This is a genomic window from Novosphingobium sp. TCA1 (assembly GCF_009811895.1).
Taxonomy (GTDB): Bacteria; Pseudomonadota; Alphaproteobacteria; order Sphingomonadales; family Sphingomonadaceae; genus Novosphingobium; species Novosphingobium panipatense_A.
In genome coordinates, this window is sequence record NZ_BLJH01000002.1 from 97,978 (window position 1) to 120,433 (window position 22,456).

Genomic DNA, 22,456 nt, shown 5'->3' on the forward strand with positions numbered 1-22,456 from the left:
TTGTTTGACGATAAGCCGAATCAGGTTTATTGAATTTCGATATCAGGCATATCGGAGAACGAACAATGACCTTCTCGAACGCACGCTTTTCGCCCGCACAGGCCGCTTCTCGCCCCGCCGCAGCCATGCTCTCGCTGGCCTTCGTGGCCGCATTCTGGTTGCCGACGATTTCGACGCCCGCCCATGCGGCGCCCGCAGCCGAGGCAGCGGTTCATGAGGCGCCCCAGAGCGAGGCGGCTTTCGGCAATCGCATCGTCATCGCGGCCCCGGTCGCACCGGCACTGATGTAAGCTAGGGAAAAGGGGCAAGGACGATGACTTCCACCATGCAATCGATCACCCGCGATCCGCTGCTCGCCATTGCCAAGGGTCTGCTCTGGTTCCTGATGGCCAGCATGGTCATCGGCATTGCCGCCTGTGTCGTGGCGATCCCACTGCTTTTGCTGTTCCAGAGCGATATTTCCGCCGAAATGGCCAAGGAAATGCCGTTGTTCCTGCCGCAGTTCTACTGGGTGGTCAGCGCGATCCTGGTGGTGGCAGCGGTGCTTTGCGGCGTCCTGTTCCGCATCTTCCAGCTCCTCAAGCGGATCGTCGGTACGGTCGCTGACGGCGATCCTTTCGTGCCGGACAATGCCGCGCGGCTGACGCAGATGGCGTGGCTCAGCCTCGTCGTCCAGCTTCTGGGCCTGCCGCTTTCCGGGCTTGGCGCATGGATCAACCATATCGGCGAGGGTCATACCAGGATCGAGACCATGGGCGGCGTCTCCGGCAACGGCCTGCTGCTGATGCTGATCCTCTTCATCCTGGCCCGGGTCTTCCGCAAGGGCGCCGAAATGCGCGCCGAACTGGAAGGGACCGTGTGATGGGGGAAGACGGCACCGAAGGCGCGGGCATCGTGGTGAAGCTGGACGACCTGCTCCATGCCCGCCGCATGACGCTGACCGAACTGGCGGAGCGCATCGGCATCACGCTCGCCAATCTCTCGATCCTCAAGACCGGCAAGGCCAAGGCGATCCGCTTCTCCACGCTGGAGGCGATCTGCCGGGAACTGGACTGCCAGCCGGGCGACCTGCTGGGATACGAGCCGGCGGTTTGAAGTTCCCGCATTACCCGCGAATCGCTTGACTTCGGGCGCGCTTTCCTTCAGAGGCGCGCCCGAACCGTTGGGTTTCGGCCCATCGTTCATCCGTCCGAGACAGTTGGTGCCCTCGATTCGCGGGGGCTTAATTTCCAGCCTAGACGGGGAACAGGAAATTTTCCGGCCCTCGCTCATGAGCGTGGTGTCCATTCGGGTTTCGACCCGAAAACTCCTTCCCCATCGCCAACGGACTCGCCCGAAGTGCATCAGCGCTTCGGACAAACGTAGCCGGCCGTGCGGGGCGCAAGTCCCAAGCGGTCACATGTGAAGGAGTAAGGCATGGATCGTTCGCAGAAAGCCGATTCGGTCGCCCAGCTCAACGCGGTCTTCAACAAGGTCGGCGTGGTGGTCATCACCCGCAACCTCGGCATGACGGTGGCTCAGTCCACTGCCCTGCGCGGCAAGATCCGTGACGCGGGCGCGACCTACAAGGTTGCGAAGAACAGTCTTGCCAAGCTTGCCATCGTGGATACCGACTATGCCGGTATCGACGACTTCCTGACCGGCCCGACGGCCATCGCCACTTCGGTGGACCCCGTCGCTGCTGCAAAGGCTGTCGTGGACTTCGCCAAGACGACCGACAAGATCGAGATCGTCGGCGGCGCGATGGGTTCGCAGGTTCTGGACGCAACGGGTGTCAAGGCTCTCGCCTCGATGCCCTCGCTCGACGAACTGCGCGCCAAGCTCATCGGCCTCGTTCAGGCTCCGGCGACCAAGATCGCCCAGCTTCAGACCGCTCCGGCGGCCAAGCTGGCGCGCGTCTTCGCTGCCTACGCCGACAAGGCTGCTTGAGTTCAAGCTTAAGCAACGCTTTTCTAACGATTTATTCCGCCGTTGGGCATGAGGCTCACGGTGGACCACAGATCAGGAGTTATTATCATGGCCGATATCGCCAAGCTTGTTGAAGAACTGTCGCAGCTGACCGTCCTCGAGGCCGCTGACCTCGCCAAGGCTCTCGAAGAAGCATGGGGCGTTTCCGCCGCTGCTGCCGTTGCCGTGGCTGCTGCCCCGGCCGGTGAAGCCGCTGCCGTCGAAGAAAAGACTGAATTCGACGTGATCCTCACCGGCGACGGTGGCAAGAAGATCAACGTCATCAAGGAAGTCCGCGCCATCACCGGTCTGGGCCTGGCTGAAGCCAAGGCTCTCGTCGAAGGCGCTCCGAAGGCCGTCAAGGAAGGCGCTTCGAAGGCTGAAGCCGAAGAAATCAAGAAGAAGATCGAAGAAGCCGGCGGCACCGTCGAGCTCAAGTAATCTGCTGCGGGCCCTGGCCCGCGCCGATTATCGATCTTCTCGGTTTTTCCGAGCAGACAGGGAAGGGCGGCTCTTCGGAGCCGCCCTTTCTCTTTGCCCTGTTGACGCGCCAGCCGAATATCCATAACGCGATATATAACGTGGTATGGAGTTAACGAAATGACCGATGTGATCGCGCGCCTCGGCGGTGTCTATCTGGGCAGCCGCCTCAAGCGACTGGCCGAGCGTCTCCAGGGCGATGCAGCGCAGATCATCCAGGCGGCCGGCATCCCGGCGCAGCCCGCCCATATGCCGCTGCTGACGGCGCTGGATGCGGGCGCGATGACGGTGGGCCAGCTGGCCGAGGCGGTCGGATCCAGCCAGCCGGGGGTGACACGGGCGATCGGCCAGCTGACCGCGCTGGAATTGGTGAAGGCGGAGCAGGGCAGCGATCTTCGCCAGCGCCTCGTCTCCCTGACTCCGGCGGGGCAGGCGGTCATGAAGCGCACGAAAATGCAGGTCTGGCCGGGTATCGGCCTTGCCGTGGACGAGATGTGCGGCGGCGAGACGGCGGCGCTGCTGGCGCTTCTGGAGCGCGTCGAAAACGCGCTGGACGAATCGTCGATGGTGGCGCGCTGCGAAAGGCTCCAGCCTCCGGTCCTGACCATCCGCGAATTCAGCGACGACCTCGCCCAGGACTTCCATGACATCAATGCCGAGTGGATCGAGGCGATGTTCCAGCTGGAGCCCACCGACCGCGACGTCCTCGAAAACCCGCGCCGCCGCATCGTCGAACCGGGCGGCACCATCCTTTTCGTCGAAGCACAGGGGCTGGGCGTGGTCGGCGCCTGCGCGCTGCAGAAGACGGGCGAGCGTGCGTTCGAACTGACGAAGATGGGCGTGCGGCAATCGGCGCGCGGGCTCAAGGCGGGGGAGTTCCTGCTCGCCGCGATGATCGGCCGGGCGCAGGAAATGGGCGCCGATCCGCTCTACCTGCTGACCAACAAGCACTGCGAGGCGGCGATCCATCTTTACGAGAAGCTGGGCTTCCGCCACGACGCCGAGATCATGGCGCGATACGGCGCGCGCTACGCACGATGCGACGTGGCGATGCGCTATGCGGGGCCCGGCCTGTAGGACGCAGGCCGGGCCCTGCGCGTCACTTCAGGGTTTCGAGGTAGTCGATCACGTCCTTGCGCCGCTGCGGGTCGGGTACGCCGATCACCATGCGGGTGCCGGGGACCATCTTCATCGGGCCTTGCAGCCAGGTGTCGAGCGACTGGCGGTCCCAGGTCACGCCGGATGCCTTGAGAGCGGGGCTGAAATTGAAGCCCGGCACTTCGCCGGCCCGGGTGCCGACGATCCCGAACAGCGAGGGACCGATGCCGTTCCGGCCGGGTTCCACCGAATGGCAGGACCGACAGGTGGCGAAGCCGGGCGGGGCGCCCGCGAGGCGGGCGCTCGTCGCGACGGGGTTCGAGGATGTGGTCTTATCGGCATCAGGCGTTTGGGAATTGTCCTGCGACCCGCCGCAAGCGGTCAGCAGGAGCAGGGAAAACGCGATAGTCAGGCGTGAAGTCGTCATGGTTTCTCCGGCGCTGGCGGTGCCCTATTCCACCGCCCGTCCGATGGGAAGACCATGACATCGCGCAAATCCCGCGAAAGAGACCCCTGAATTTCCTTTCGCTTGCCGGTCCCGTCCCCTATCGACCCTGCCGAAATGGCGACACAGCACCTTCCCTCGACTTTCCGTGCCGAACTCGGCGCCACCCTGCGCCTTGCCGGGCCGCTCGCGCTCGCCAATCTCCTGCAGATGGCGGTCTTTGCGACCGACGTGATCTTCGTGGCGCGTCTCGGCCAGCAGGCCCTGGCGGCATCGAGCCTGGCGATCGCCATCGTTGCGCTGATGATGATGGGCATCAACGGCGTGACCGGCGCGGTCGCCCCGCTGATTGCCGCCGAGATCGGGCGTCGTTCCACTTCGGTGCGCGACGTGCGCCGCTCCGCGCGCACGGCGCTCTGGGTCGCGGTGATGTTCAGCCTGGGCGCCATCGCGATCTCGCAGTTCGGCGACTGGCTGATGGAAGTGACCGGGCAGGAGCCTGAAGTCGCAGGCCTCGCCGCGCATTTCCTCAGGATCGTCTCGATCGCGGTGCTGCCGATGACGATCGCCAATGTGTTGCGCACTTTCGTGTCCGCGCTCGGCAGGCCGATCTTCGCGACCGTCATCACCGCGCTCGCGATCGCCGTGAACGCCATGGGCAACTATGTGCTGGTCTTCGGCCACTTCGGTTTTCCGGCGCTTGGCCTGATGGGTTCGGCGCTGGCCAGCATCACCACCGCAAGCGTGATGGTCATCGCCTATGCCCTGGCCATCCGCAGCGACCGCAGGCTGCGGCGCTATCATGTGTTCGGACGCATCTGGCGGCCCGAGTGGCTGCGCCTGCGCCAGATCCTGGCGCTCGGCCTGCCGATCGCGGCGACGCTGATCGCCGAGGGCGGCCTGTTCAGCGGCGCCGCCTTCCTGATGGGCCGCCTTGGCGAGGCGCAGCTTGCCGCCCATACCGTGGCCCTTCAGATCGCCGCTTTCGCCTTCCAGGTGCCGTTCGGCGTCGGCCAGGCGGCGACGATCCGGGTCGGCTATCACTACGGGGCGGGCAACCGCGTCGGCGTCGGCATGGCGGGCTGGGCGGCGATCACGGTGGCGATGATCTTCATGGTCGTCTCCGCCTCGACGATGCTGCTGGCGCCGCGCTTCATTCTCTCGGCTTATGTCGACGTGGACGCGCCCCGGAACGCCGTCCTCGTCGGTTTCGCGCTGCAATTCCTGTTCGTGGCGGCGATATTCCAGCTGACCGACGGCCTCCAGGCGGTGGCGGCAGGCGCGCTACGCGGGATACAGGATACCCGCGTGCCGATGGCCATCGCCCTGTTCGGCTACTGGGCCGCCGGGTTCGCCACCTCCGCCGTCCTCGGCCTGTTCACCCCGCTGGAAGGCGTGGGTGTGTGGATCGGCCTGGCAGTGGGCCTGACCGTGGCGGCGCTGATGCTGATCGCCCGCTGGCACTGGCGCGAAGAGTTCCACCTCGACCGGGTGTAATGCTCTCGTCTCATCCCGCACCCATACCGGATGAGAATTTTTTGAAAGCTGCGCGCTTGACGCCGCCCATGGGCCGAACCATATCCACGGCCGTTGGCACTCTTCGAGTGTGAGTGCCAATTCCAGTTTCTTGCCCTTTTAGTTCGTAGGATAAGGGAGATCCCCATGACTTTCCGCCCGCTGCACGACCGTGTTCTCGTGCGCCGCGTCGAGGCCGAAGAAAAGACGGCCGGTGGCATCATCATCCCCGACAGCGCCAAGGAAAAGCCCGCTGAAGGCGAAATCGTCGCCGTCGGCACCGGCGCCCGCGCTGAAAACGGCACCATCACCCCCCTCGACGTCAAGGTTGGCGACCGCGTGCTGTTCGGCAAGTGGTCGGGCACCGAAGTCAAGGTCGGCGGTGAAGACCTGCTGATCATGAAGGAATCGGACATTCTGGGCGTGATCGGCTGATCACCCGAATTTCCGCATTTTTCATAATTTCTGGAAGGATTTAAAACATGGCAGCCAAGGACGTAAAGTTCGGCCGCGACGCGCGTGAACGCATTCTCGCCGGCGTCGACACCCTCGCCAACGCCGTCAAGGTGACCCTGGGCCCCAAGGGCCGCAACGTCGTGATCGAGAAGAGCTTCGGCGCTCCCCGCATCACCAAGGACGGTGTCTCGGTCGCCAAGGAAATCGAACTCAAGGACAAGTTCGAGAACATGGGCGCCCAGATGCTGCGCGAAGTGGCCTCGAAGGCCAACGACGCAGCCGGTGACGGCACCACCACCGCGACCGTTCTCGCCCAGGCGATCGTGCGCGAAGGCATGAAGTCGGTTGCCGCCGGCATGAACCCGATGGACCTGAAGCGCGGCATCGACCTCGCTGTCGGCAAGGTCATCGAGAACATCAAGGGCCGTTCGAAGGCCGTTGCCGGTTCTTCGGAAATCGCCCAGGTCGGCGTGATCTCGGCCAACGGTGACGTGGAAGTCGGCGAAAAGATCGCCGAAGCCATGGAAAAGGTCGGCAAGGAAGGCGTCATCACCGTCGAAGAGGCCAAGGGTCTCGAATTCGAACTCGACGTCGTCGAAGGCATGCAGTTCGACCGCGGCTACCTGTCGCCCTACTTCGTCACCAACCCCGAGAAGATGACGGTCGAACTCGAAAACCCGTACATCCTCATCCACGAGAAGAAGCTGTCGTCGCTCCAGGCGCTGCTGCCGATCCTCGAAGCCGTGGTGCAGTCGGGCCGTCCGCTCCTCATCATCGCCGAGGACATCGAGGGTGAAGCCCTTGCCACGCTCGTCGTCAACAAGCTGCGTGGCGGCCTGAAGATCGCTGCCGTCAAGGCTCCGGGCTTCGGCGATCGCCGCAAGGCCATGCTGGGCGACATCGCCACGCTGACCGCCGGCGAGATGATCTCGGAAGACCTCGGCATCAAGCTTGAGAGCGTCACGCTCGGCATGCTCGGCCAGGCCAAGAAGGTCACCATCGACAAGGACAACACTGTCATCGTCGACGGCGCCGGTGCGGCGGACGACATCAAGGGCCGCGTCGAGCAGATCCGTGCCCAGATCGAAGTCACCACCAGCGACTACGACCGCGAGAAGCTGCAGGAGCGTCTGGCCAAGCTTGCTGGCGGCGTGGCCGTCATCAAGGTCGGCGGTGCGACCGAAGTCGAAGTGAAGGAACGCAAGGACCGCGTCGACGACGCTCTCCACGCGACCCGCGCTGCCGTTGAAGAAGGCATCGTCCCCGGTGGCGGCACCGCGCTGCTCTACGCAACGCGCGCCCTCGAAGGCCTGACCGGCGTCAACGACGACCAGACCCGCGGCGTGGACATCGTCCGCAAGGCGATCACCGCTCCGCTGAAGCAGATCGCTGAAAACGCGGGCCACGACGGCGCCGTCGTCGCCGGCAAGCTGCTCGACGGTTCGGACGAATCGCTGGGCTTCAACGCCGCGACCGACGTCTATGAAAACCTCGTCGCCGCCGGCGTCATCGACCCGACCAAGGTCGTGCGCACCGCGCTGCAGGATGCGGCTTCGGTCGCAGGGCTCCTGATCACCACCGAAGCGGCGATCAGCGAAAAGGCCGACGACAAGCCCGCCATGCCGGCGATGCCCGACATGGGCGGCATGGGCGGCATGGGCGGCTTCTAAAGCGCTCACGTCACCGACGCGAATTGGGGCCGGAAGGAGCGATCCTTCCGGCCCTTTTCGTTTGCGTGATTCAAACTGGACGGATTCGTTCATCTGGGCGACAGGATTGTTCGAATCCAAGCAATTGCCCGCATGGATCATGCATTTCATCGCGCAGGACTGGCGCTTTGCCTTATTGTCGTTAACCGTTCGGGAACATGGACAAGATTAGGGTGGGATCTGCATGATCGGGGCAGACGAACTCATCGCGCGGTGCCGCAAGGGCACTCGGCGCTTTCTCAACGCTGCGGGCCTTCTCGCGGGAGGCGTCGCTCTCGCTGCGGTGACGGCCCTGCCGGCGCAGGCGCAAGTGCGTACCCAAGTCCGCGCCCAGGCTGGCGCTATCGGCGATGTTCAGGATTCCTTCGATTCCGTCTTCGGAACCGAGCAGCGCGCGCCGCGCACTTATTCCAGCGATTTCGGCAGGCAGCTCGCCACCGTTGCGGAAGCCTCGCGTGGGCGCATCGGCGTTGCCGCCATGGACCTTGCGACCGGACGCATGGTCGATGTGCTCGGCAACCAGCGTTTTCCGATGGCCAGCACCAGCAAGATCGCCATTGCCGCGACGTTCCTGGAAGGCGTGGACAAGGGCAAATGGACGCTTTCCAGCGAATTTCCGCTGATGGTGCCGGTGCCTTCGGCGCCGTTCTCCAGCGCGGTCGCGCCGGTCCGCGCCGGGACCTACATGAGCGCGCGCCAGCTGATCGAGCTGATGATCACCCGCTCCAACAACTATGCCACCGATGCCCTGCTCAAGGTCGTCGGCGGCCCCTCGGCGGTGAATGCCTGGGTGCGCCGCACCGGCATCGACGAGTGGCATATCGACCGCGACATCGCCACGCTGGTGCGCGATGACGGCGCCATCGATCCCGCCAAGGTCGTCGACAAGCGCGACAGCGCCACGCCGATTGCCGTGGTCGAGCTGCTGGCGGGCATCTACAACGGCAAGTGGATGAGCAAGCAGGGCCGCGACGTGCTGCTCGGCGCCATGAGCCGCACCGTCACAGGCAAGCGCCGCATCCGTGCCGGGCTTCCCGCCGAAGTCGTGGTTTCGCACAAGACCGGGTCGCTCAACAACACGTCGAGCGACATCGGCATCATCGAGACGCCGGACGGCCATGCCTATGCCGTGGCGATCTACGTCACCGGCCAGGGCACCCGCCCCAATCGCGAGGCGCGGATCGCCAGCATCGCCCGTACCATCTACGACGGCTATCTGGCCGAAGGGTCGTCCTACCGCACCGCCGCGCGCTGAGGTTCATTAAGTCCGGCACGCATGAAAAAAGCGCTTCGGAGCCACTCCGAAGCGCTTTTTTGTGGCCTGAAGGGCCGGGCCGCGAAGCCCGGCGCTTGCAAGTGATCAGTGCTGCTGGGTGCCGTCGTGGGGCGTGCCTTCGGCATCGGTGACGTCGGCAGCGGCCTTTTCGGCATCGGCGGCGATGTCGTCGGTGGTCTTTTCGGCCTTCTTGGCGGCATCGGCGGCGGCATCCTTGACGCCGTCGGCGGCGTCATTGGCGGCATCCGAAGCCTTGGCGCCGAGATCGCTCACGGCATCGCCCACGTCGTCGGCGGCTTCCGACATGTCGCCGGCAGCCGAAGTGGCGGTGTCCGAAGCCGCGTCCTGCGTCTTTTCCGAGCAGGCGGCGAGCGACAGGGCCGCAACGGCGGCAGTGGCGGCGATAACGATCTTGCGCATGTTCTCGGTATTCCCTCGTTTGCTAAAAAGCGTTTGCTGAAAAGACAAACCCCGTGAGCCCAACCGCGAATGCGGGCGGCTTCGCCCCTTGGGCAGGGAAACTAGGCCGGTCGCAAACGCGATTCAAGCAGTCGCGGGCAAACGACGGTGGAGCGAATTGGTTCCCGCCTGATCATCCGCCCGATCCTCCGGGCCGATTTCACCCGCCGCGCCTCACTGCCCTGCTGACGACCAGCCCCGGCGCTGCTAGGGGTCTTGCCATGGATTCCAAGCAGCATCTCTATCTCGTCGACGGCTCGGCCTATATCTTCCGCGCCTATCACCGCCTGCCGCCGCTCACCAACCCGGAAGGAACGCCGGTCGGCGCGGTCTACGGCTATACGACGATGCTGTGGAAGCTGGCGGACGACCTCAACAAGGCCGATGGCCCCACTCACCTTGCGGTGATCCTGGATGCGGGCAGCCATTCGTTCCGCAACGACATCTACGAGGATTACAAGGCCAACCGCCCGCCGCCGCCCGAAGACCTGGTGCCGCAGTTCCCGCTGATCCGCGACGCGACGCGGGCCTTCTCGCTGCCCTGCATCGAGGAACCGGGCTTCGAGGCGGACGACCTCATCGCTTCCTATGCCCGCGCCGCCACGGCGCAGGGCTGGGACGTGACGATCGTGTCCTCCGACAAGGACCTCATGCAGCTGGTCGGCAAATGCGCAATCGGCGGCGGCTGCGTCGACATGCTGGACACGATGAAGAACCAGCGCATCGACATTCCCGAAGTGGTCGAAAAGTTCGGTGTGCCCCCTGAAAAGGTGGGCGACGTGCTGGCGCTGATGGGCGACGCGGTGGACAACGTGCCGGGAGTCTACGGCGTCGGCCCCAAGACCGCGACCAAGCTGATCCAGGACTACGGCGACCTCGAAGCCGCCCTGGCTGCCGCGCCCGCAATGAAGAAGTCGAAGCTTCAGGAGCGTCTGATCGAACAGGCCGAGCAGGCCCGCCTGTCCAAGGTGCTGGTGACGCTGAAGGAAGACTGCACGCTGCCGATGGCGCTGGACGCCTTCAAGCTCGATGCCATTCCGCCCGCGCCGCTCGCGGAGTTCCTTGGCAAGCACGGCTTCACCAGCCTGCTCAAGCGGCTCGACGGCGGCCATGGCAGCCCGGACCGTCCGACCCAGCTCAATCCCGCCAAGCCTGTAACGGCGGCTGGCGGCCCCGGCGAAGGCGCCTCGCGGCAGTCGCTGCCGGAATGGCCGGCGGTGGACTATGCCGCCTACGAATGCGTGCAGACCGTGGAGGCGCTGGAGCGCTGGGTGGCGCGTGCGCAGGCGGCGCATATGGTGGCCGTCGATACCGAGACCTCGATGCTCGATGCGATGAAGGCGGAGCTTGCCGGAATCAGCCTGGCGCTGGGCCCGAACGACGCCTGCTACATCCCGCTCGGCCACGGCGGCAGCGACATGTTCGCGGAGAAGCCGCAGCAGGTGCCGCTCCAGACCGCGCTGGCGCTGCTGAAGCCGCTGCTGGAAAGCGATGCCGTGCTCAAGGTCGGTCAGAACATCAAGTACGATCTCAACGTGCTGGCCCGGCACGACATTCTGGTGGCGCCGGTGGACGATACGATGATCGTCAGCTTCTGCCTCGACGCGGGCCGCCAGATCGAGGGCATCGGCGGCGGCCACGGCATGGACGAGCTGTCGGAGCGCCACCTTTCGCACAAGACGATGGCGTTCAAGGATGTCTGCGGTACCGGCAAGAAGGCGATTCCCTTCGGCGAAGTGCCGCTGGACCGTGCCACGCCCTATGCGGCCGAGGATGCCGACGTCACCTGGCGCCTGCACAATATCCTCAAGCCGCGCCTGTCCGACGAGGGCGGCACGCGCATCTACGAGCGGGTGGACCGGCCGCTGATCCCGGTCGTCGCGCAGATGGAGCGCCACGGCGTGAAGGTGGACCGAGACAGGCTGGCGGGCCTTTCCAGCCAGTTCGCCGAGGCCATCGGCGCGCTGGAGGCCGAGATCCACGGCAAGGTCGGCCAGGAATTCACCATCGGCAGCCCCAAGCAGCTCGGCGATATCCTGTTCGACAAGCTGGGCTACAAGGGCGGCAAGAAGGGCAAGAGCGGGCAATATTCCACCGACCAGTCGGTGCTGGAAAAGCTGGCGGGCGAGGGTGCCGAAGTCGCCACCAAGGTGCTCGAATGGCGCCAGCTCTCCAAGCTGCGCTCGACCTATACCGAGGCCTTGCAGGCGGCGATCAATCCGCGGACCGGGCGCGTCCACACCAGCTACAGCCTTGTCGGGGCGCAGACCGGGCGTCTGTCCTCGACCGAGCCGAACCTCCAGAACATCCCAATCCGCACCGAGATCGGCCGCCAGATCCGCGACTGTTTCGTGGCCGAGCCGGGCAATGTCCTGCTCGCGGCGGACTATTCGCAGATCGAGCTGCGCCTTGCCGCGCACATGGCCGATGTGCCGAGCCTGAAGGAAGCCTTCGCCCAGGGCGAGGACATCCACTCGCGTACGGCTATGGAGATGTTCGGCACGGTGGACCGCGATACGCGCGGACGGGCCAAGACCATCAACTTCGCCATCCTCTACGGCATTTCGCGCTGGGGCCTCGCAGGCCGTCTCGGCACCGAGGCGGACGAGGCGCAGGCCATGATCGACCGCTATTTCGAGCGCTTCCCGGGCATCCAGCGCTATATCGTCCACACGCTGGAGCAAGTGCGCGAGCGCGGCTATTCGGAAACCCTGTTCGGCCGCAAGACCTGGTTCCCGCGCATCACCTCGAAGAACGGCGCCGAGCGCCAGGGCAGCGAGCGTGCCGCCATCAACGCCCCGATCCAGGGCACCAGCGCCGACATCATCAAGCGCGCCATGGTGCGCATGATGCCTGCACTGGAGGCGGCGGGCCTCGGCCATGTGCGCATGTTGCTGCAGGTCCACGACGAACTCGTGTTCGAACTCCCCGAGGGTGATGTCGCAGCGGCTTCGGACGTGATCCGCGCCGTCATGGCGGGCGCGGCCGAGCCCGCGGTCAGGCTGGACGTGCCGCTGGGCGTCGAAATCGGCTCCGGCCTCAGCTGGGGCGCGGCGCACTGAGGGGGATCCCCGTCGTCATCCATGAACGTAGCGCAGCAAGCCGGCGTGGTCATGCCCGTCTCCGGTTTGCTTCGCTGCGCTCGCGGATGACCGGCAACCCCCTTGCGGAGAACCCCGCCTTCCGGCACCTCCCGCGCATGCTTTCTCCCGCCCGTGTCCTGATTGCAGCCGCCCTCAGCCTCATCGCCGCGCCCACGGCGCAGGCGAAGAGCCCGCCGGTCTGCACCTACCGCATCGACAACGCCTACCCCCACGATACCGCCGCCTTCACCGAAGGCCTGCTGTTCGACCGTGGGCTGCTTTACGAAAGCACCGGCCGCGAGGGCGATTCCCGCATCGTCGTGCGCAAGCTGGAGACGCTCGATCCCGTGCGGGAGGCCCAGGTCGATCCTAGCGTTTTCGGCGAAGGGCTGGTCGACTGGAAGGACCAACTCATCAGCCTCACCTGGCGCGACGGCATCGGCTATCGCTGGGACCGCGCGACGCTGAAGCTATTGGGCACGTTCCGCTATGAGGGCGAAGGCTGGGCCATGACCCGGCACGGGGAGACGATCTACCAGAGCGACGGCTCCGCCACCCTGCGCCTGCGCGATCCGGCGACGATGCGCCAGACCGGCAGCCTTACCGTCACTGCCGAGGGCAAGCCGGTGGCGAACCTCAACGAGCTGGAATGGATCGGCGGCGAGATCTGGGCCAATGTCTGGATGACCGACCGCATCGCCCGGATCGATCCGAAGACCGGCAAGGTCACGTCCTGGCTGGACCTGACCGGCCTGCGCGAAAAGGCGGGCGGGGTCGGCGTCGATGCGGTGCTGAACGGCATTGCCTGGGATGCCCCGGCAAACCGCATTTTCGTGACCGGCAAGAACTGGAACCAGATCTTCCAGATCGTCCCGGACTGCACCAAAGGCGCCTGACTTGCGCATGACTTGCCGGATCGGGCCGTTTGCAATAGAAAGCGGCCCGCAAGCGAAGGAATGGATCGATGAACAACTGAGCACATAGCCCGTTTTTCCCAAACGCTATCTGCCGGTGTTCTCATGACATTCCTGACTCTCGACCGCGTGGCCTGCTCGGCCCCGGACGGTTCCCCGCTTTTCTCCGATCTCACGTTCTCGCTCGGCCGCGAGACGCTTGGCCTCGTCGGTCGCAACGGCGCGGGCAAGAGCACCCTGCTGCGCGCGATCGCCGGGGAAGCGCCGGTTCTGGAAGGCACGATCACGCGGCAGGGCCGGGTCGGCCTGCTGCATCAGCTTCCTCCCGATGAGAGCGCCAGCGTGGCCGAGGCACTGGGCCTCGCCGCGCAGTTCGCCCGGCTCGATCGCATCGCTGAGGGCCGCTTCGAGGACGACGACTTCGATCTGGCGGACTGGACCTTGCCCGAACGCTTCGAAAAGGCCGCCGCACTGGCCGGCTTTGCTGATCTCGATCCGCAGCGGCCGCTCTGTGCCTTCAGCGGCGGTCAGCGCACCCGGCTGATGCTGACCGGCCTCCTCATGGGCGAGCCGGACGTGCTCCTGCTGGACGAGCCGACCAACAATCTCGATGAGGCAGGGCGCAAGGTGGTGGCGGACCTGCTCGACGGCTGGCCCGGCGGCGCCCTTGTCGCCAGCCACGACCGCGAACTGCTGCGCCGCGCGGATCGCATCGTCGAGCTGACCGGCACGGGCGTTCACATGGTCGGCGGCGGCTGGGATGCTTTCGACGAGCAACGCAGCCGGGAGCGTGCCCGCGCTGCCGAAGTGCTGGAAAGAAGCGAGGACGCGCTGCGCCGTTCACGCCGCGAACGTCAGGAAGAGGTCGAAAAGCAGGCCCGGCGCGACAGCCGGGGCCGTCAGGACGCCGCCAGGGGCGGCGCACCGAAGATCCTGCTCGGCGCCCGCAGGCAGCGCGCCGAGGAAACCGGCGGACGTCAGGGCAAGCTCGGCGACGAACGCGTGGGCCGCGCGCAGCAGGACCTCGACGCGGCGCGCCGCGAGGTGGAAGTGCTGGCCCCGATCCATATCGAACTGCCGCCCAGCGGCCTGCCCTCCGGCCATGTCCTGATCGAGGCGCGCGGCATTACCTGCACGCGCGGCGGAAGGCACTTGTTCGGCCCGCTCGACCTCGTGATCCGCGGCCCCCGGAGAATCGCCGTCACCGGCGCCAACGGTTCGGGCAAGACCAGCCTGATCCGTATTCTCTCCGGGCTGGACCGGCCGGACGGGGGTCCGGACGGGGGCGAGATTCGCGCCGAAAGATCACGCAGCGCGCTGCTCGACCAGCACGTCTCGCTGCTGGGCGACGGCGGCACCGTGCTGGACGCCTACTTGCGCCTCGATCCCGGGACCGACCGCCACGCCGCCCATGCCGCGCTCGCCCGTTTCGGCTTTCGCAACGCCTGGGCGGAACGCGATGTGGCCGGTCTTTCCGGCGGAGAGCGGATGCGTCTGGCGCTGGCCTGCCTGTTCACCCGGCGGGAGGTGCCCTGGCTGCTGATCCTCGACGAGCCGACCAACCACCTCGATCTCGCATCGGCGGAAATGCTGGAACAGGCTCTGCGCGGCTACGACGGCGCGGTGGTCTGCGTTAGCCACGATAGGGCCTTTCGAGAGGCGCTGGGCCTGGAAGAGACGATCGCGCTGGGATAGGCTCAGTTCAATTGGCTTTGCGCGCGTCGCCGTTTACCGACCCCGCGACCAGTTCCGCCAGCCCCGCACTTGCGCCGAGTTCGACCGGTGCCACCGGCAGGGTCCGCCGCCGCACGAGGGCTTCGGGCTGGTTGCGACGGATCCAGTCCATCATGCTCTCGCGCAGCTCGCAGCGCAGGTCGAACAGCGTCGGGCCGTCGCGGGCGCTCATCAGCAGGCGGACTTCGATGGCGTCGTCCTTGCAGTCCGTCACCTGAAGGACTTGCGCCCGCTTGTCCCAGAGGCGGTGGGCGGCGATCTGGCGGGAATATTCCTCCCGGATCGGGCCGATGTCGGTGCCCTGGTCGAGATAGAGGAACACGGTGCCGAGCAGCTGCGAGGTCGTCTTGGTCCAGTTCTGGAAAGTGTCTTCCAGGAAACGGTTGGACGGCACGACGAGGCGGCGGTCGTCCCACAGCCGCACGACGACGTAGGTGGTGCGGATATCCTCGATCCGGCCCCACTCGCCGTCGAGGATCACGACGTCGTCGATGGAGATCGGCTCGGTCATCGCCATCTGGAAGCCCGCGATCAGTGCCTTGAGCGCGGGCTGCGCCGCCGCGCCCACGGCCAGTGCCGCGAGGCCCGCCGATGCCATCAGGGTCACGCCGATCTCGCGCACACCCGGGATCGAGGCCAGCATGCCCGAGACGGTCAGGAACACGATCAGGAACGTGCCGATGCGGCTGAAGATGGCCAGGCGGGTGCGCCGCCGCCGGGCATTGCGGTTGTTCTCCACCGAGATATCGGCGCGCACGATCATCGCCTCGACGAAAGCACGCAGCACCGCCACCGCCACCCAGCCGGTCAGCAGCGGCATGACGAAAGGCGCGAACCGTTCCCAGACCGCTTCGAGCGCAGGGGTTTCCCGTGCCGCGAGAACGACCCCCATGGCCACGAAAGCCCAGCGCGTGGGCCGGAACAGGCGATTGACAACGATATCGTCCGCCTCGCTCGCGCTGCGATGGGTCACGCGGTGGAGGATGCGGAACAGCACGGCATGGGCCAGAAGCGCGATCGCCACCCCCAGCAAGGCCGCAAGCACCGCCACCAGCGGCCGCTCCGCCCAGTCGGGCAGGCCGCCGAGCAGGTTTTCGATGAGCCGGATCATGGTGATCTAACTATGCTGCACCGCAGCAGTTTCAGAACGAGGTTCGCTTCGTCGGTCTTTCGGGGCGAGTGAGCGATCCCGTTCGGACGATCGCAAGAGATTCACGTCGTCCCGGACATGATCCGGGACCGCTGGCCGAGCCGCGCCCTGCTCGCGAGGAAGCGCCTCAAGATCTGCCAGCGGTCCCGGGGCGAGCCCGGGACGACGTGTCTGGATCAGTCCCCGTGCTTCCGCTCGCGGGTAGATTCCACCATGCCGGGGGCGATGAAGCCGATCGGGATCACTTCCATGGCGCGCTTCTTGAGTTCGCCCTTCATGCGCTCGTATTCGGCTTCCATCTCCTCGGTCACGGTGGCGCGGCTGTCTTCGAGAGCGTCCTCGAAGTCCTCGCGGCGGACCTGTTCCACTTCGGCGCCGCGCTTGCGGATGGCGATAAGGCCGGCGCGGCGCACCACGTCTTCCAGGTCGGCGCCGGTGAAGCGCTCGGTGCGGGCAGCGATGTCGCGCAGGGAAACGTCGTCGGCCAGCGGCATCTTGCTGGTATGGATGCCCAGGATGTGCGCGCGTCCGGCCTCGTCGGGGGTGCCGACATAGACCAGTTCGTCAAAGCGGCCGGGACGCAGCAGCGCGGGATCGACTAGGGCAGGGCGGTTGGTCGCGCCGATCAGCACGACCGACTGCAGCTCCTCCATCCCGTCCATTTCGGCGAGGATCGTGTTGACCACGCGGCCCGTCACTTGCGGCTCGCCGCCACCGCCCCCCATACCGCGCGCGGGCACGAGGCTGTCGATCTCGTCGATGAAGATCACGCAAGGCGCGACCTGGCGGGCGCGGGCGAAGAGGCGGGCGATCTGCTGCTCGCTTTCGCCGTACCACTTCGACAGGAGGTCGGAGGACTTGATCGAGATGAAGTTCGCCTCGGCCTCCTTGGCCACGGCCTTGGCCAGCAGGGTCTTGCCGGTGCCGGGCGGGCCGTAGAGCAGGAAGCCCTTGGCCGGGCGAATGCCCAGCTTGTGGAAGGCTTCCGGGTTCTTCAGCGGCAGTTCCACGCCTTCCTTCAGCTTGAGCTGTGCCTCGTCGAGGCCGCCGATATCGGCCCAGCCGATGTTCGGCACCTGCACCATGACCTCGCGCATGGCCGAAGGCTGGACGCGCTTGAGCGCGGCCACGAAATCCTCGCGCAGGACCTGCAGTTCCTCCAGCACTTCGGGCGGGATCGTGCGGGCTTCGAGGTCGAGCCGGGGCATGATCCGGCGCACCGCCTCGATCGCGGCTTCGCGGGTGAGGGCGGCCAGGTCGGCGCCGACGAAGCCGTGGGTGGTGCGGGCGAGTTCGGTGAGATCCACCTTGCTGCCGAGCGGCATGCCGCGCGTGTGGATGCCCAGGATCTCGCGGCGACCGGCCTCGTCCGGCACGCCGATCACGATCTCGCGGTCGAAGCGGCCGGGGCGGCGCAGCGCCTCGTCGATGGCGTCGGGCCGGTTGGTGGCGGCGATCACGACGACATGGGCGCGGCTGTCGATGCCGTCCATCAGGGTGAGCAGCTGCGCGACCAGGCGCTTTTCCGCCTCGCCGTGAACCTGGCTGCGTTTGGGGGCGATCGAATCGATCTCGTCGATGAAGACGATGGCAGGCGCGGCCTTGGTGGCTTCCTCGAAGACTTCGCGCAGGGCCTTCTCGCTCTCGCCATAGCCGGAGCCCATGATCTCGGGCCCGTTGATGGTGAAGAAGTTGGCCTCGCTCTCGTTGGCGACGGCCTGGGCGAGGCGGGTCTTGCCGGTGCCCGGCGGGCCGTGGAGCAGCACGCCCTTGGGCGGGGCGACGCCGAGGCGGGTGAAGAGTTCGGGATAGCGCAGCGGCAGTTCCACCATCTCGCGCAGCTGGCGGATGGTGTCGCTCATGCCGCCGACGTCGTCGTAGTTGACGTCGCCGCGGGCGTCATGCGCTTCCTCGAAGACCTCGCGCAGTTCCACTTCGGTGTTCTCGTCGATGTGGACGATGCCGCGCGGGGTGGTGGAGACGACGTTGAGGCGGATCTGCGTCAGCGCATAGGCCGGGGCATTGAACATGCGGCGAAGCTGCGGCGGAATGTCCGCGACCTGCTGCTGGCCGGTGGTGGCGACGAGATCGCCCTGCACCATCGGGCGCTGGAAGAAGTTGCGCTTCAACGCCGCCGAGGGGCCTTGCAGGCGCATGTCCTTCTGCGCGGGCGCGAAGACCACGCGCTGCGCCGGGCGCGATTCGGCCTTGCGCACCACGACGTGATCGCCCGAGCCGACTTCGGCATTGCCGCGCTGAAGGCCGTCGAGGCGGATGACCTGGAGGCCTTCGTCCTCGTCATAGGCGAGCACGGCGCGGGCGACGGTGGCCGCCTTGCCGGTGATTTCGAGCACATCGCCTTCCATCGCGCCGATTTCCGAGAGCGAGGCGCGCGAGAGACGGGCAATTCCCTGGCCGCTTTCTTCCTGACGCGCGGCTGCGACCTGCAGCTTCACCGTCCGTTCGTCGGCTTGAGTTGGGGCGTCCGCCATGGGTGTCCTTTCCATCCTCCCGATTCCGACGCCGCGCCGGTTCGCGCGGGTCGCCCGGGATGTGGACTGGAACTAGGTATGGCTCCCCCGGATTTCAAACCAACCCGCGACCGCTCTGGATGTTTCCGATGGAACTGTTTGAGAACGTTGTTCTCAAACAGCCAAAAAGAAGGCCCGGAAGTTTCCAACCGGGCCGTGAAAGTTTTGGGAGAGGATGCCTGAAAGGCACTGTCTTTATGACCCCGACTCGGTTTTTGTGCAAGTGCGAAAACGCAGGATCGTGATTGCGAAACATGCAAGCAATGTTGCGCGGCTTGTAACTACCCTGCGTAATGATAGTTGAATTTATATAAAACAATGACTTGCAAGTTGAATGCGGCGTCAGCTTCGGCTTGACGTAATCGTCATGGCGATCGGCCTTGGCGACGGGGTGCAATCGTTGACTGTTGCGCCGCGAAATTTACTCACCCTGCTAAGTATCTGAGCTGCAAGGCTGCGCCGGAGCCTCACCTTGACGACAAGAGGCGCCGGTGACGGGCACCGGCGCCTCTTTCTGCCGTCTTTCGTTTGTTCCGTATCGGCTCAGTGACAGAACAGGACCGCAGGCGCACTGGCCTCCGACAGGAAATGGGCGGTAACGCCGCCGAACAGGAATTCGCGCAGGCGACCCTTGCCATAGGCGCCCATGACCAGCAGTTCGGCATGGTTCTGGTTTACGGCAAGCGCCAGGGTTTCCTCGGTGGACCCGCGCCTTTCGTATTCCTCGTATTCGGCGTGGACGCCGTTGCGGGACAAGTAGCGCAAGGCATCGGTGGCGGGGAAGCCGCCGGACTTTTCGATGACCATCACCAGCTTCACCACCTGGCAGCTTTGCAGCAGCGGCACGGCCGCCTTGAGCGCGCTGGCCGCCTGTTCGCCGCCGTCCCAGGCGATCACGGCGCGGCGGATCGGCAGGGAAAGCCTGCGCCCTTCCGGCAGGGTAAGCACCGGCGCGCGGGCCACCATCGCCAGTTGCCCGGCAATGCCGCTGGAGCGCGAGACCACCACCAGATCGGAAAGCCGCGCCGCGCCGGCCAGCGCCGGAACGGGATCTTCTTCGCTGCGGATCACCTCGAAGGCGATGTCGCCGCGCGTCAGCCGCCCCTCGATCGCCTCGGCGGCGGCATCGTCCTCGCCGCGGGCCTTGTCGAGCGCTTCGGAAATCACATAGCTGCCGCCCATCGGGTCCATGGCGATATAGCGCGAGACCGGCGTATCGACGAGCACGGTAAGGTGCCCGTCGAGATGACGGGCCAGTTCGAGCGCGGCATCGACGCGGGCTTCGCTGTCGGGCTTGCGGTCGGCGTTCACGAGTATCGAGCGCATGGTAATTCTCCCGTTGACCGCAGGTAACCTACCGCAAGGTCATGGAATTGCCATGACGAAGATCAAACTTCGCTTCCGGTTTCGATTCGGGGAGTGATAGCGTGCCGCGGCACAGACTTATCCTTGCCGATCGAAGACAGCCGATGGAAAACAATCGCTGTTCGTCATGAAATTGGCTGTCTAGGTTCGCGCCCAGAACGGGAGATATGCATGAACAAGATCTACCCCAGCGCCGCTGACGCGCTGGACGGACTGCTGAAGGATGGCCTGCTGATCGCCGCGGGCGGTTTCGGCCTATGCGGCATCCCTGAGCGGCTGCTGGATGCGGTACGCGATTCGGGCGTGAAGGACCTCGTCTTCGCCTCGAACAATGCCGGTATCGACAACGAAGGCATCGGCAAGCTGCTGCGCACCAAGCAGGTGCGCAAGATGATCTCGTCCTATGTGGGCGAGAACAAGGAGTTCGAACGCCAGTTCCTTTCGGGCGAACTCGAAGTCGAATTCTGCCCGCAAGGCACCCTGGCCGAGCGCATGCGCGCGGGCGGCGCCGGGATTCCGGGCTTCTACACCAAGACCGGCGTCGGCACCCAGGTGGCCGAAGGCAAGGAAGTGAAAATGTTCCGGGGCGAGGAATACATCCTTGAGGAAGGCATCTTCGCCGACCTCAGCCTGGTGAAGGCGTGGAAGGCGGACGAGACCGGCAATGTCGTGTTCCGCAAGACCGCGCGCAATTTCAACGTGCCCGCCGCCACTTGCGGCAAGGTCTGCGTGGTCGAAGTGGAGGAGATCGTTCCCACCGGCTCGCTCGATCCCGACGGCATCCACTTGCCAGGCGTCTTCGTCCAGCGGCTGGTACTGGGCGCGCCTTACGACAAGAAGATCGAATTCACGACGACCCGCGAGAGGGAGACTGCCTGATGAGCTGGACTCGTGACGAAATGGCCGCGCGCGCGGCGAAGGAGCTTCAGGACGGGTTCTACGTGAACCTCGGCATCGGCATTCCCACCCTGGTCGCGAACCATGTGCCCAGCGGCATGACGGTGACGCTCCAGTCGGAAAACGGCATGCTCGGCATTGGGCCGTTCCCTTATGCCGACGAAGTCGATGCCGACCTCATCAATGCGGGCAAGCAGACCGTCAGCGAACTGCCGCAATCGGCCTATTTCGACAGCGCCACCAGCTTCGGCATGATCCGCGGCGGCCATATCGACCTGGCCGTGCTGGGCGCGATGGAGATTGCCGAGAACGGCGACATCGCCAACTGGATGATCCCCGGCAAGATGATCAAGGGCATGGGCGGGGCGATGGATCTTGTCGCCGGTGTGAAGAAGATCATCGTCGTCATGGAGCACAATGCCAAGAACGGCGATCCCAAGTTCATCCCGGCCTGCACCCTGCCGCTGACGGGCAAGAACGTGGTCGACATGATCGTCACCGACCTGGCCGTGTTCCAGCGGGTCGATCATGACAGCCCGTTCAAGTTGATAGAACTGGCGCCGGGCGTGACGGCGGAGGAAGTCGCCGCTAAGACCACGGCGCATTACGTAACCTGATATCCACTTGGGAGAGTTCCGATGGCCTATACCCTGATCACCGCCAATCGGAACTACTCCAGCTGGTCACTGCGCCCCTGGGTGCTGATGAAGGCGCTCGGCATCGATTTTACCGATCGGGTCGAGCCTTTCCTGGCACCGACCAATTACGACGCCTTCCGCAGCTTCTCGCCCACGGGGCAAGTGCCGGCGCTGATCGACGGCGAGCGGACGGTCTGGGATTCGCTGGGAATCACGCTCTATCTGGCCGAGCGCCACCCCGGCCTCTGGCCTGCCGACGAGGGCGCCCGCGCCTTTGCCCAGTGCGCCGTGGCGGAAATGCACGGCGGGTTCTCCGCCTTGCGCAGCGATTGCACGATGAACGTCGGCGTCCGCGTCCGCCCCCGGGCGATGCGCGCCGAACTGGTGCGCGATGTCGCCCGCCTGCGCGAGATCTTCGGCGAGGGACTGTCGCGCTTCGGCGGCCCCTGGCTGGCGGGCGAGAGCTTTACCGCCATCGATGCCTTCTTCGCGCCGGTCGCCTTCCGCATCCGCACCTATGGGCTGGACGTCGGCACCTGCCAGACCTGGGTGGACACCGTCCTCGATCACCCGGCCATGAAGCAGTGGGAAGCCGAGGCGCTGGCCGAGACCTGGCGCGAGGAAGGCCACGAGGCCGAACTGGCCGAGGCCGGGGAAGTGATTGCCGACTACCGCATCGCGGAGTGATCGCACACGGGGTCTTCACGAGTTCCTGGCGTCTTGCGGCGGTCATGACCTTGCGCCATGTTCCCGGCCGAC

At 65.6% G+C, this 22,456-nt stretch carries 21 protein-coding genes; 16 read left to right on the forward strand and 5 right to left on the reverse strand.

Annotation, left to right across the window (positions count from 1 at the left end; all coding sequences use genetic code 11):
• Positions 1-65: 65 nt before the first annotated feature.
• The 6 genes from NTCA1_RS03760 to NTCA1_RS03785 all read left to right on the forward strand — a co-directional run bounded on the left by NTCA1_RS03760 (position 66) and on the right by NTCA1_RS03785 (position 3,504).
• On the forward strand, positions 66-290 hold the full coding sequence (locus NTCA1_RS03760) for a hypothetical protein (RefSeq protein WP_086492649.1): 225 nt from the start codon (positions 66-68) through the stop codon (positions 288-290).
• 23 nt (positions 291-313) lie between these two features.
• Entirely contained in the window at positions 314-862 is a 549-nt protein-coding gene (locus NTCA1_RS03765) for a DUF2975 domain-containing protein (protein ID WP_236549088.1), read from the forward strand.
• Positions 862-1,095, forward strand: coding sequence for a helix-turn-helix transcriptional regulator (locus NTCA1_RS03770; protein WP_086492651.1), 234 nt, complete (start codon positions 862-864; stop codon positions 1,093-1,095). The genes NTCA1_RS03765 and NTCA1_RS03770 overlap by 1 nt, the downstream gene beginning before the upstream one ends.
• 321 nt (positions 1,096-1,416) lie before the next feature.
• Positions 1,417-1,929, forward strand: coding sequence for a 50S ribosomal protein L10 (rplJ, locus tag NTCA1_RS03775; protein WP_159828506.1), 513 nt, complete (start codon positions 1,417-1,419; stop codon positions 1,927-1,929).
• 87 nt (positions 1,930-2,016) lie between these two features.
• Positions 2,017-2,388 (forward strand): 50S ribosomal protein L7/L12, encoded by a 372-nt coding sequence (gene rplL, locus NTCA1_RS03780; protein ID WP_021232876.1) that lies wholly within the window; start codon positions 2,017-2,019, stop codon positions 2,386-2,388.
• 159 nt (positions 2,389-2,547) lie between these two features.
• A complete protein-coding gene (locus NTCA1_RS03785) occupies positions 2,548-3,504 on the forward strand; it encodes a GNAT family N-acetyltransferase (RefSeq protein ID WP_159828510.1) in 957 nt (318 codons plus the stop codon).
• Between the two features lie 22 nt (positions 3,505-3,526).
• Here NTCA1_RS03785 and NTCA1_RS03790 read toward each other — a convergent pair whose 3' ends face one another.
• The gene (locus NTCA1_RS03790; RefSeq protein WP_159828512.1) at positions 3,527-3,952 is read right to left on the reverse strand and encodes a cytochrome c family protein; all 426 of its coding nucleotides are present in this window, start codon (positions 3,950-3,952) and stop codon (positions 3,527-3,529) included.
• A 135-nt stretch (positions 3,953-4,087) separates the two neighbouring features.
• Here NTCA1_RS03790 and NTCA1_RS03795 point away from each other — a divergent pair, with 135 nt between their 5' ends.
• The 4 genes from NTCA1_RS03795 to NTCA1_RS03810 all read left to right on the forward strand — a co-directional run bounded on the left by NTCA1_RS03795 (position 4,088) and on the right by NTCA1_RS03810 (position 8,905).
• Positions 4,088-5,467, forward strand: a complete 1,380-nt coding sequence (locus NTCA1_RS03795) for an MATE family efflux transporter (protein WP_159828514.1) — start codon at positions 4,088-4,090, stop codon at positions 5,465-5,467.
• Between the two features lie 165 nt (positions 5,468-5,632).
• Positions 5,633-5,920, forward strand: coding sequence for a co-chaperone GroES (gene groES, locus NTCA1_RS03800; RefSeq protein WP_086492655.1), 288 nt, complete (start codon positions 5,633-5,635; stop codon positions 5,918-5,920).
• 47 nt (positions 5,921-5,967) lie between these two features.
• Positions 5,968-7,611: a chaperonin GroEL gene (gene groL, locus NTCA1_RS03805; RefSeq protein WP_086492656.1), complete on the forward strand. Its 1,644-nt coding sequence runs from the start codon at positions 5,968-5,970 to the stop codon at positions 7,609-7,611.
• 223 nt (positions 7,612-7,834) lie between these two features.
• Positions 7,835-8,905: a serine hydrolase gene (locus NTCA1_RS03810; RefSeq protein WP_086492657.1), complete on the forward strand. Its 1,071-nt coding sequence runs from the start codon at positions 7,835-7,837 to the stop codon at positions 8,903-8,905.
• Positions 8,906-9,010: 105 nt separating this feature from the next.
• Here NTCA1_RS03810 and NTCA1_RS03815 read toward each other — a convergent pair whose 3' ends face one another.
• Complete coding sequence (locus tag NTCA1_RS03815) at positions 9,011-9,346, reverse strand: hypothetical protein (RefSeq protein ID WP_086492658.1); 336 nt, start codon at positions 9,344-9,346, stop codon at positions 9,011-9,013.
• Between the two features lie 260 nt (positions 9,347-9,606).
• Here NTCA1_RS03815 and polA point away from each other — a divergent pair, with 260 nt between their 5' ends.
• The 3 genes from polA to NTCA1_RS03830 all read left to right on the forward strand — a co-directional run bounded on the left by polA (position 9,607) and on the right by NTCA1_RS03830 (position 15,077).
• The gene (gene polA / locus NTCA1_RS03820) at positions 9,607-12,447 is read left to right on the forward strand and encodes a DNA polymerase I (protein ID WP_159828516.1); all 2,841 of its coding nucleotides are present in this window, start codon (positions 9,607-9,609) and stop codon (positions 12,445-12,447) included.
• A gap of 86 nt (positions 12,448-12,533) precedes the next feature.
• Positions 12,534-13,364: a glutaminyl-peptide cyclotransferase gene (locus tag NTCA1_RS03825; RefSeq protein ID WP_159828518.1), complete on the forward strand. Its 831-nt coding sequence runs from the start codon at positions 12,534-12,536 to the stop codon at positions 13,362-13,364.
• Positions 13,365-13,487: 123 nt separating this feature from the next.
• Positions 13,488-15,077, forward strand: coding sequence for an ABC-F family ATP-binding cassette domain-containing protein (locus tag NTCA1_RS03830; RefSeq protein ID WP_159828520.1), 1,590 nt, complete (start codon positions 13,488-13,490; stop codon positions 15,075-15,077).
• A gap of 7 nt (positions 15,078-15,084) precedes the next feature.
• Here the strand turns inward: NTCA1_RS03830 and NTCA1_RS03835 are convergent, their stop codons facing one another.
• The 3 genes from NTCA1_RS03835 to NTCA1_RS03845 all read right to left on the reverse strand — a co-directional run bounded on the left by NTCA1_RS03835 (position 15,085) and on the right by NTCA1_RS03845 (position 20,123).
• On the reverse strand, positions 15,085-16,227 hold the full coding sequence (locus NTCA1_RS03835) for a mechanosensitive ion channel family protein (RefSeq protein WP_159828522.1): 1,143 nt from the start codon (positions 16,225-16,227) through the stop codon (positions 15,085-15,087).
• A 215-nt stretch (positions 16,228-16,442) separates the two neighbouring features.
• Positions 16,443-18,758 (reverse strand): CDC48 family AAA ATPase, encoded by a 2,316-nt coding sequence (locus NTCA1_RS03840; protein WP_159828524.1) that lies wholly within the window; start codon positions 18,756-18,758, stop codon positions 16,443-16,445.
• 582 nt (positions 18,759-19,340) lie between these two features.
• Positions 19,341-20,123, reverse strand: coding sequence for a universal stress protein (locus NTCA1_RS03845; RefSeq protein ID WP_159828526.1), 783 nt, complete (start codon positions 20,121-20,123; stop codon positions 19,341-19,343).
• A gap of 210 nt (positions 20,124-20,333) precedes the next feature.
• Between NTCA1_RS03845 and NTCA1_RS03850 the strand changes: the two genes are divergently transcribed.
• The 3 genes from NTCA1_RS03850 to NTCA1_RS03860 are packed head-to-tail and all read left to right on the forward strand — an operon-like array spanning position 20,334 to position 22,384.
• On the forward strand, positions 20,334-21,041 hold the full coding sequence (locus tag NTCA1_RS03850) for a CoA transferase subunit A (protein WP_086492664.1): 708 nt from the start codon (positions 20,334-20,336) through the stop codon (positions 21,039-21,041).
• Entirely contained in the window at positions 21,041-21,676 is a 636-nt protein-coding gene (locus NTCA1_RS03855) for a CoA transferase subunit B (RefSeq protein WP_159828529.1), read from the forward strand. The genes NTCA1_RS03850 and NTCA1_RS03855 overlap by 1 nt, the downstream gene beginning before the upstream one ends.
• Positions 21,677-21,697: 21 nt before the next feature.
• On the forward strand, positions 21,698-22,384 hold the full coding sequence (locus NTCA1_RS03860) for a glutathione S-transferase family protein (RefSeq protein ID WP_159828532.1): 687 nt from the start codon (positions 21,698-21,700) through the stop codon (positions 22,382-22,384).
• The last annotated feature ends 72 nt before the right edge of the window (positions 22,385-22,456 follow it).

What these genes read in the sequence shown, in the direction of transcription:
- NTCA1_RS03770 (WP_086492651.1), top strand. Translation starts at nt 862, where the DNA reads ATGGGGGAAGACGGCACCGAAGGCGCGGGCATCGTGGTGAAGCTGGAC.
- NTCA1_RS03830 (WP_159828520.1), top strand. Translation starts at nt 13,488, where the DNA reads ATGACATTCCTGACTCTCGACCGCGTGGCCTGCTCGGCCCCGGACGGT.
- NTCA1_RS03785 (WP_159828510.1), top strand. Translation starts at nt 2,548, where the DNA reads ATGACCGATGTGATCGCGCGCCTCGGCGGTGTCTATCTGGGCAGCCGC.
- NTCA1_RS03845 (WP_159828526.1), bottom strand. Translation starts at nt 20,123, where the DNA reads ATGCGCTCGATACTCGTGAACGCCGACCGCAAGCCCGACAGCGAAGCC.
- NTCA1_RS03760 (WP_086492649.1), top strand. Translation starts at nt 66, where the DNA reads ATGACCTTCTCGAACGCACGCTTTTCGCCCGCACAGGCCGCTTCTCGC.
- NTCA1_RS03855 (WP_159828529.1), top strand. Translation starts at nt 21,041, where the DNA reads ATGAGCTGGACTCGTGACGAAATGGCCGCGCGCGCGGCGAAGGAGCTT.
- NTCA1_RS03765 (WP_236549088.1), top strand. Translation starts at nt 314, where the DNA reads ATGACTTCCACCATGCAATCGATCACCCGCGATCCGCTGCTCGCCATT.
- NTCA1_RS03790 (WP_159828512.1), bottom strand. Translation starts at nt 3,952, where the DNA reads ATGACGACTTCACGCCTGACTATCGCGTTTTCCCTGCTCCTGCTGACC.
- NTCA1_RS03815 (WP_086492658.1), bottom strand. Translation starts at nt 9,346, where the DNA reads ATGCGCAAGATCGTTATCGCCGCCACTGCCGCCGTTGCGGCCCTGTCG.
- NTCA1_RS03795 (WP_159828514.1), top strand. Translation starts at nt 4,088, where the DNA reads ATGGCGACACAGCACCTTCCCTCGACTTTCCGTGCCGAACTCGGCGCC.
- groES (WP_086492655.1), top strand. Translation starts at nt 5,633, where the DNA reads ATGACTTTCCGCCCGCTGCACGACCGTGTTCTCGTGCGCCGCGTCGAG.
- NTCA1_RS03835 (WP_159828522.1), bottom strand. Translation starts at nt 16,227, where the DNA reads ATGATCCGGCTCATCGAAAACCTGCTCGGCGGCCTGCCCGACTGGGCG.
- rplJ (WP_159828506.1), top strand. Translation starts at nt 1,417, where the DNA reads ATGGATCGTTCGCAGAAAGCCGATTCGGTCGCCCAGCTCAACGCGGTC.
- groL (WP_086492656.1), top strand. Translation starts at nt 5,968, where the DNA reads ATGGCAGCCAAGGACGTAAAGTTCGGCCGCGACGCGCGTGAACGCATT.
- NTCA1_RS03860 (WP_159828532.1), top strand. Translation starts at nt 21,698, where the DNA reads ATGGCCTATACCCTGATCACCGCCAATCGGAACTACTCCAGCTGGTCA.
- NTCA1_RS03840 (WP_159828524.1), bottom strand. Translation starts at nt 18,758, where the DNA reads ATGGCGGACGCCCCAACTCAAGCCGACGAACGGACGGTGAAGCTGCAG.
- NTCA1_RS03825 (WP_159828518.1), top strand. Translation starts at nt 12,534, where the DNA reads ATGACCGGCAACCCCCTTGCGGAGAACCCCGCCTTCCGGCACCTCCCG.
- NTCA1_RS03850 (WP_086492664.1), top strand. Translation starts at nt 20,334, where the DNA reads ATGAACAAGATCTACCCCAGCGCCGCTGACGCGCTGGACGGACTGCTG.
- polA (WP_159828516.1), top strand. Translation starts at nt 9,607, where the DNA reads ATGGATTCCAAGCAGCATCTCTATCTCGTCGACGGCTCGGCCTATATC.
- rplL (WP_021232876.1), top strand. Translation starts at nt 2,017, where the DNA reads ATGGCCGATATCGCCAAGCTTGTTGAAGAACTGTCGCAGCTGACCGTC.
- NTCA1_RS03810 (WP_086492657.1), top strand. Translation starts at nt 7,835, where the DNA reads ATGATCGGGGCAGACGAACTCATCGCGCGGTGCCGCAAGGGCACTCGG.